The sequence below is a fragment of the Frankia sp. CoWAU3 genome (assembly GCF_977971855.1).
Map to the genome: position 1 here is coordinate 26245 of NZ_CDWWXB010000015.1, position 8000 is coordinate 34244.

The 8000-nt window shown below is 71.1% G+C and carries 6 protein-coding genes and 2 pseudogenes; 5 read left to right on the forward strand and 3 right to left on the reverse strand.

Annotated features, from left to right (window positions below; all coding sequences use genetic code 11):
* Positions 1–238: 238 nt before the first annotated feature.
* Together AC08ON_RS03250 and def are read right to left on the reverse strand one after the other, a co-directional pair.
* The gene (locus tag AC08ON_RS03250; RefSeq protein WP_476606360.1) at positions 239–1201 is read right to left on the reverse strand and encodes an LLM class F420-dependent oxidoreductase; all 963 of its coding nucleotides are present in this window, start codon (positions 1199–1201) and stop codon (positions 239–241) included.
* A gap of 201 nt (positions 1202–1402) precedes the next feature.
* Positions 1403–2005 carry a peptide deformylase gene (gene def, locus AC08ON_RS03255; protein WP_476606361.1) on the reverse strand — a complete coding sequence of 201 codons (603 nt, stop codon included), beginning with the start codon at positions 2003–2005 and terminating at the stop codon, positions 1403–1405.
* Positions 2006–2047: 42 nt separating this feature from the next.
* Here def and AC08ON_RS03260 point away from each other — a divergent pair, with 42 nt between their 5' ends.
* The 5 genes and pseudogenes from AC08ON_RS03260 to AC08ON_RS03280 all read left to right on the forward strand — a co-directional run.
* Positions 2048–2551 (forward strand): Fur family transcriptional regulator, encoded by a 504-nt coding sequence (locus AC08ON_RS03260; RefSeq protein WP_023841051.1) that lies wholly within the window; start codon positions 2048–2050, stop codon positions 2549–2551.
* A gap of 80 nt (positions 2552–2631) precedes the next feature.
* Positions 2632–3702, forward strand: a complete 1071-nt coding sequence (tsaD, locus tag AC08ON_RS03265; RefSeq protein ID WP_476606362.1) for a tRNA (adenosine(37)-N6)-threonylcarbamoyltransferase complex transferase subunit TsaD — start codon at positions 2632–2634, stop codon at positions 3700–3702.
* A 36-nt stretch (positions 3703–3738) separates the two neighbouring features.
* Positions 3739–4503, forward strand: coding sequence for an urease accessory protein UreG (gene ureG / locus AC08ON_RS03270; RefSeq protein WP_476606363.1), 765 nt, complete (start codon positions 3739–3741; stop codon positions 4501–4503).
* A 79-nt stretch (positions 4504–4582) separates the two neighbouring features.
* Complete coding sequence (locus AC08ON_RS03275) at positions 4583–5791, forward strand: cytochrome P450 (protein WP_476606364.1); 1209 nt, start codon at positions 4583–4585, stop codon at positions 5789–5791.
* 109 nt (positions 5792–5900) lie between these two features.
* Positions 5901–6092: pseudogene (locus AC08ON_RS03280) on the forward strand (cytochrome P450); the annotation flags it as partial.
* Positions 6093–6298: 206 nt separating this feature from the next.
* Here AC08ON_RS03280 and AC08ON_RS03285 read toward each other — a convergent pair.
* A pseudogene (locus AC08ON_RS03285) lies at positions 6299–8000 on the reverse strand (MMPL family transporter); the annotation flags it as partial.

The following is an 8000-nucleotide window of genomic DNA, read 5'->3' on the forward strand; positions in this document are numbered from 1 at the left end:
GACTCCGGCAGCACGGGGTCCGCGATCGTCAGGTCCGCGAAGGCCGGTGGCTGGGCCGGCAGGCGGGTGATGTCGAGCCCGATGTGCGTACGGATGAACGGCGCGAGGTCGGGCTTGTCACTGGGGCTGAAGGAGACACTCTCCTTGCCCCAGCCCCACCACTTCATGTGCGTGACCAACGATGGCTCCTCGACGGGGACGGACAGCGGACAACGGCTCGGGGAGGGCGGCGGACCGCTCAGGTGCCGGCGAGACGTTCGACGATCGGCGCCATGGCGGTCAACGCGTCCAGGGAGACCCCGATCGTGCTGAGGCCGAAGCGCTCGCGGCGCTCGACGAGGTCGTCGACGATCTCGTCGACCGACCCGCACAGCGCGTGCGGGGTCGCGAGCGCCTGTTCGGAGGTGAGCCCGAACCCGGCGGCCAGCTGCTCGGCAACCTGGGTGCGGTTGTCGGTGACGACGACGAGGTGGACGCGGACCTGAAGGGTGAGATCGTCCCAACGGGCGCCGGCGGCCTCCCGGATCCAGCGGACCTTCTCCTCGGTCGCCGCCGTCGTCGCGTTGGCGCCGAGCGAGGCGTCGATCACCCCGCCGGCCATGTTCATGTTCAGCCCGATGATGTCGGCCTCGCGGGCAGCGAGGGTCAGCAGCCGGCGCCCGCCACCACCGATCACGATCGGCGGGTGGGGCCGCTGCACCGGCTTCGGCGTCCCGTTCAGGCCGGCGACCTGGTAGTGGATGCCGCTGTAGGTGAACGGTCCGTCGGCGAACATCCCCTTGATGACGGCGAGGGACTCGGCGAGCCGGCCGATGCGCACCCCCGGCGGGTCGAGCGGCAGACCGGCTCGGGAGTAGTCGGAGGTCATCCAACCGGCGCCGAGGCCGAGTTCGAACCGTCCGCCGGACAGCGCGTCGAGGGTCGCCGCCTCCTTGGCCAGCACCACCGGATGGCGGTAGTCGTTGCTGAACACCATCGCGCCGATCCGCAGCGTCGTCGTCGCGTCGGCCGCGGCCATCAGCGCCGCGATCGGTGCGACCTGCTCGTCGAGATGGTCGGAGACGGTCAACGTCGCGTAGCCGAGATCCTCGACCCGGTGGGCGAGGTCGGCCCATGACCGGGCGCTCACCTCGGCGGGGGAGGAACACTGGATGTTGAACCGGAACGGCCGTTTGTACGGCCCGCCGGAGACCTCGGTCACCGCAGCCACTCCTCCACTCAGCGGGGCATCTCCAGGATGGGACACATCGAAGACGGGACACCTCGAAGACGGGCACTCGCCGGTGGCATCCTCGAGGACGAGGCGGATACCAAGATAGCCCGTCGGGCGACCGGCGGCCGTCCCCGGCGCGACCCGACCGGCGTCAGACCGTCACCGGACCGACCCGATCGGCCCTAACCGTCACCGGACCGACCCGGCTGACCGGCGCAGCGACCGCAGGTACTCGCCGGCCGCCCGTGCCTGCTCCGGGGTCGGCGGCGGCTCGCGCAGTGCCTGGACGGCGGCACGGCGCGCCTCCCCGGTCAGCCGGTCGACGTAGAGGATCCCGTCGAGATGGTCGACCTCGTGCTGGAAGCAGCGCGCAAGCAGGCCCTCGCCGGCGTACTCGACCGGCTGCCCCGTAACGTCCACCCCGCGGACCCGCGCGGCCAGCGCCTGCGTGGTCGGGAAGTGCAGCCCCGGGACGGACAGGCATCCCTCCGGGCCGGGCTGCTGGGTCTCCCCGGGCTGCCCCGGGTCCGGGCCGAGTTCCAGCACCGGGTTCACCACTACCCGCGGCACCCGTGGCACCGACTCGTCACGCGGGTCGTAGTCGACGTCGAAGACGAACAGGCGCAGCCCGACCCCGATCTGCGGGGCGGCGAGCCCCACCCCGGGCGCGTCGTACATGGTGTCGATCATGTCGGTGACCAGCCGACCGAGCACAGTGTCGAACTCCGTGACCAGCGTGGTCGGAGTGCGCAGAACGGGATCACCAACGGTGCGGATCGGGAGCACGGTCATGCGGGATACTGTGCCACGTGAATCGTGAAGGACACCTGGATCGTGAAGGACAGTCAGACGGATCGTGACGGCCGGCGTGGCGATCCGTCCGCCGCCGGGATCGCCGCGTTGCGCGCCCGCGGGGAGCGGGTTACCCCAGCCCGCCGGGCGGTGCTCCAGGTGCTCGCCGGCACGAGCGAGCACCTGTCCGTCGACGACGTCTTCGCCCGGGCGGAGACGATCGTCCCGGGCATGCACCGCACCACCGTCTATCGCGCGGTGGAGACCCTCGGCGACCTCGGCCTGGTCACCCACGTCCACCCCGACCACGGGCCGGCCGTCTACCACCTGGCGGCGGCCCTCACCGGCGGCGCCCACCTGCACGTCCGGTGCCGCTCCTGCGGCACGATCCTCGACGTGCCCGCGGACCTGCTCGACGACGTCGCGCGTCGGCTCGCCACCACCGTCGGGTTCACCCTGCAGCCCGACCACGCCGCCCTTGCCGGCCGGTGCCGCGCCTGTTCGGTGACGTCCCCGTCCGTGGACGGGGACCTCGCACCCGCATGACGAGGGTCCGCGGCGGCGCGGCGAGGACCGCGCGCCGGCGTAATCTCGCAGGTACCGACTATCGCGAGGAGGCTGCGGGGATGCCGCCGGAGCAGGGCCCGGTCGTGCTGGGCATCGAGACGTCCTGCGACGAGACCGGGGTGGGGCTCGTCCGGAACGGCACGCTGCTGGGCGAGGCCCTGTCGACGAGCATGGACCAGCACGCCCGCTACGGCGGGGTGGTCCCCGAGATCGCCGCCCGGGCACACGTGCAGGCGCTGGTGCCCTGCGTGCGCGCGGCGCTGTCCTCGGCGGGGCTGTTCGCGGCGGACATCGGCGCCGTCGCGGTCACCGCCGGCCCCGGCCTCGCCACCGCCCTGCACGTCGGGGTGGCCGCGGCGAAGGCGTACGCCACGGCGCTCGATGTTCCCCTCTACGGCGTGCACCATCTCGCCGGTCACCTCGCCGCGGACCTCGTCGACGGCGAACCGCTACCCGATCCCCTCATTGCCCTGATCGTCTCCGGCGGGCACACGTCGCTGCTGCGGGTGGGGGACCTCGCTCGCGACCCGATCACCCACCTCGGCGACACGCTTGACGACGCGGCCGGGGAGTGCTTCGACAAGGTCGCCCGGGTGCTCGGCCTGCCCTATCCGGGCGGTCCCGCGGTCGACCGAGCCGCGGTCGGCCACGATGCAACGGCGCTGGCCTTCCCCCGGCCGCTGACCGGCCGGGCGGACGCGCCCTACACCTTCTCGTTCTCGGGGCTGAAGACCGCCGTCGCCCGATGGGTCGAGTCGCATCCCGACTCCCCCGTACCGGCCGGCGATGTGATCGCATCCTTCCAGGAGGCAGTCGTCGACGTTCTCACCGCCAAGGCGGTCCGGGCCTGCCTCGACCACGGGATCGGTGACCTGCTCATCGTCGGCGGGGTCGCGGCGAACAGCCGGCTGCGGGCGCTGGCGGCCAGCCGCTGCGAGCAGACCGGCATCCGGCTGCGGATACCGGCCCGCCGGCGGTGCACGGACAACGGCGTGATGATCGCGGCATTGGGTGACCTGCTCGTCCGCGCCGGCGCCGAGCCCTCCCCCGCCGAGCTCACCGCCATGCCGGGCGCGTTCCTCGAACGGGCCCAGCTCGGCATCGCGCTGCCGGCCCTGCACGCCGCGTGAGCACCGGCGGGCCCCTCGAACGGGAGAAGCGCGACGATGCACCTCGGACATGAGGAGTTCCAGAGACCTGACGGGCGGGCCAGCGCGGGGCCAGCTGACGCGGGGCCAGCCAGCGCCGGGCCAGCCGGCGCCGGGCGGGCGCCGCGGATCGGGGTCGGCGGCCCGGTGGGCAGCGGTAAGAAGGCCCTGGTCGCCGCGCTGTGCCGGGCCCTGTCGTCGAGCCTGCGCATCGGGGTGGTGACGAACGACATCTACATCACCGAGGACGCCGACTTCCTGCGCCGGGCCGGCGTGCTCGATCCCGAGCGGATCCGCGCGGTCGAGACCGGCTGCTGCCCGCACACCGCGATTCGCGACGACATCACCACGAACCTTGGCATGGTCGAGGACCTGGAGGCCGACACCGGCCCCCTGGACCTGGTCCTCGTCGAGTCCGGTGGCGACAATCTCACCGCGACGTTCAGCTACGGGCTAATCGACCGGCAGATCTTCGTCGTCGACGTCGCCGGGGGCGACAAGGTGCCCCGCAAGGGCGGACCGGGGGTGACCGGCAGCGACCTGCTGGTCATCAACAAGACCGATCTGGCTCCCCTGGTGGGCGCCGACCTCGACGTCATGGCCCGGGACGCGACCGCGGCCCGCGGCGCCCGTCCGGTGGTGTTCACCTCGCTCACCGCCGAACCCACGGCCGCGGACGTGACCGCCTGGGTACGGGCCCAGCTCGCCGAGCTGTCCCCGCGCGACGGTTCCTACGATGCGTCCGATGCGTCCGATGCGTCGCAACCTTTGAATAGGATGTGAGAGCGTCGTGGCGGTGAGGGGTTTCATGGCGGTGGGGGGTTCCAGGGGACCGGTGCCGGGCGACGGAGGTCCGCCCCTGGTGGGATACACCCTGCGCTATCTGCATGACCCTGCCCAGCACTGGCGGCAGCGCTACGACCGGTATGGCCCGGTGTCATGGGAGCGGACCTTCGGGCTGCGGGTGGTGAGCCTGCTCGGCCCGGACGCCACCGGCTTGGCGCTGCGCAACCATGAGCAGGCATTCGCGAACGGCCCGGGGCAGCAACGGATAGCCGGACCGTTCTTTCGGCGCGGACTGAGCATGCTCGACTTTGACGAGCACCGCCACCACCGTCGGATCCTCGCCGGCGCGTTCGCCCCGGACAGACTGCGCGGCTATCTCGCCGGGATGAACCCGTCCATCGAACGGGGCGTCGCGGGGTGGCGGCCGGGCGCGAGGTTCCAGGTTTATCCCGCGGTCAAACAGCTCACCCTCGAACTGGCGACCCGGATCTTCATGGGTGAACGGCTGGGACCGGAAGCCGACCGGTTCAACGCCGCGCTGTTCGCCTGCATCCGCGCGCCGGGCGCGGTGGTCCGCGTGCCGGCACCCGGGCTACGTTGGTCGCGTGGCTTGGCCGGGCGCCGGTACCTGGAGGAGTTCCTGCGGCTGCGGGTGCCCGCGAAACGAGCCGGGAGCGGCACCGACATGTTCAGCCGGCTCTGCCACGCCGAGGCCGAGGACGGCAGCAGGCTGAGCGACGACGACGTCGTCAACCACATGATCCTGATGATGGTGGCCGCGCACGACACGTCCACGATCACGATGACCAGCATGAGCTACTATTTGGCACGGCATCCGGAGTGGCAGCAGCGGTGCCGCGAGGAGTCGCTCGCCCTCGGCACGCCAGCGGTGGACCATGCCGACCTCGATCGGCTGCCGTCACTCGCTCTGGTCATGAAGGAGGCGCTGCGCCTGGTCACGCCGGTGCCGATCCTCCTGCGCGCCACAGTGAAAGACATCGACGTGCTCGGCGTCACGGTGCCCGCCGGTACCGTGGCCGCCCTCGCGCTCGCCTTCACCCACCAGATGCCGGAGTACTGGCCGAGCCCGGAACGGTTCGACCCGGAGCGGTTCGCGGACCACCGTCGCGAGGACAAGGCACATCCCTACGCCTGGCAACCGTTCGGTGGCGGGCCACATACCTGCATCGGTCTGCACTTCGCCGGTCAGCAGGTGAAGGCGATCCTGCACCAGATGCTGCTGCGGTACCGGTGGAGCCTGGCACCGGGCTACCGGATCTCATGAGACCGTTTCCCGCTGCCTGTTCCACGGGACGGGCTACCGGTCCAGCTGGAAAAGATCACCTGACCACCTGACCGACCGGCAGACCTACCGGTGCGGCCGCGGCTCGATAGAGGAGTTCGACATCCGCCGCGAGATCGGCCGCCACCTGAGCTTCGGCTACGGCATCCACCACTGCCTCGGCGCCGCACTGGCCCGCATCGAGGGCAAGGTGGCCCTGGACGAGGTCCTCACCCGCTTCCTCGCCTGGGAAATCGCCTGGGACAACGCCGTCCAAGCCCGTACCTCCACGGTCCGCGGCTGAGCATCGATGCCCGTGCGTGTCTCGTAGCGTCCCGTAAGGCCCGGCAGCCAGCCCCGCTGCCCGCGTGGTGTCCCCGGCCCCGCCTCACCGGCAGCGAAAGTCCGTTCCCGTGCGGCTGGGTCCGGCACCCTCCGGCCGAGGAGAGGGGGCCGACAGCGTGCGTTGGCTTCGGTCCTGGCGCGGAGGCCGGGCCGGGCGAGTGCGTGTCAGGAGAGCTTCGAGGGCCACCAGATCTTCGGACCGAGGTCATGGCTCAGCGCCGGCACGAGGACCGAGCGGACCAGAACCGTGTCCAGCAGCACCCCGAAGGCTACCGAGAAACCCACCTGGGCCAGGAAGACCAGCGGGAGGACGCCGAGCACGGCGAACGTCCCGGCGAGGACGATCCCGGCCGAGGTGATGACCCCGCCCGTGACCGCGAGGCCGCGCACGATGCCGCTACGGGTGCCGTGGATGAGGGTCTCCTCCCGGACCCTGGTCATCAGGAAGATGTTGTAGTCGATCCCCAGGGCGACGAGGAAGATGAACGCAAACAGCGGGAAGCCTGGATCCGCGTTGGCGAACCCGAAGACGTGGTTGAACACCACCGCGCTCACGCCCAGCGTCGCGGCAAACGAGAGCACCACCGTCGCGATCAGGAGGACCGGGGCGAGCAGCGCCCGCAACAGGACGCCGAGCACGAGGAGGATGACGACCAGCACGATCGGGATGATCAGGTTGCGATCGTGGCGCGAGGCGTTCTGGGTGTCGAGATTGATCGCCGACTGGCCACCGACCAGGGCGTTCGCCCCGGGCACCTCCCGGACGACCCGTCGGATCGCAGTGATCGTGTTGTAAGCCTCGGCGGTATCATAGCGGTGGACGATGGCGGCGTCGATGGCGATTCGACCGTCAACCGGGGCGACCTGGACCGACTTCGGGGCGCAGCCGTCGGAACCCCTCGCCGCCGGACGCCCACCGGACGCCCACCGGACGCCCACCGGGCGGCGAGTTTGGCGTAGTCGACCTCCACGCAGACCGAGCCGGGAGCGGTGGCGACGCCGTCGACCTTCCGGACGGCGGCGATGACGTCCGCGGCGGCAACGGTGTTGGTGATGATGACGGCCGGGGCGCCCTGCCCCTGGCTGAAGTTGGCGTCGAAGATCTCCTGGCCGACGATCGCCTCCGGCCGCCCCGTCAGGCTGTCCGTCGTCGACAGGCCGTCGACCTTCAGGGTGACGATCAGGGACGAGCAGGCCAGCAACACGACCGTCGTGACGATCCAGGCCCACCGGGCCCGGCGGACGAGGCCTCCGGCGAAGCGTGCCCAGAGACCGTGACCGGCGAGATCGGCCTGGTGATCGACGCGGGGAATGCGAGGCCAGAAGATCCAGCGCCCGGCGATCACCAGGAACACCGGCAGGAAGATCAGCATGATCAGGGCTGTGCAGGCGATGCCGATCGCCGCCACCGGCCCGAGGCTGCGGGTGGAATTCAGTTCCCCGAGGCTCAGGCAGAGCAGGCCGAGGATCACCGTCACCGCCGAGGCGGTAATCGCCGGAGCGGTGCCCCGCCAGGCCACGATCATCGCCTGGATCCGGCTGGGGTAGGCGTGCAGCTCCTCCCGATAGCGGCTCACCAGCAGCAGCGCGTAGTCGGTGCCGGCGCCGATGACCAGCACCGACAGGATGCCCTGGCCCTGTCCGTTGAGGGTGAGGACGTTGTTCTTGGCCAACGGATAGATGATCAGCGCCGAGACGCCGAGCGCGAGCACCGCGCTGAACAGCGGGAAGAACCACAACACCGGGCTGCGATAGACGAGCAGCAGGATGCCCACGACGACGAGGCCCGCGGCGAGCAGCAACAGCCCGTCGAGGCCGGAGAACGCCTCGATGAAGGCGACGAGCAGACCCCCCGGCCCGGCCGGGT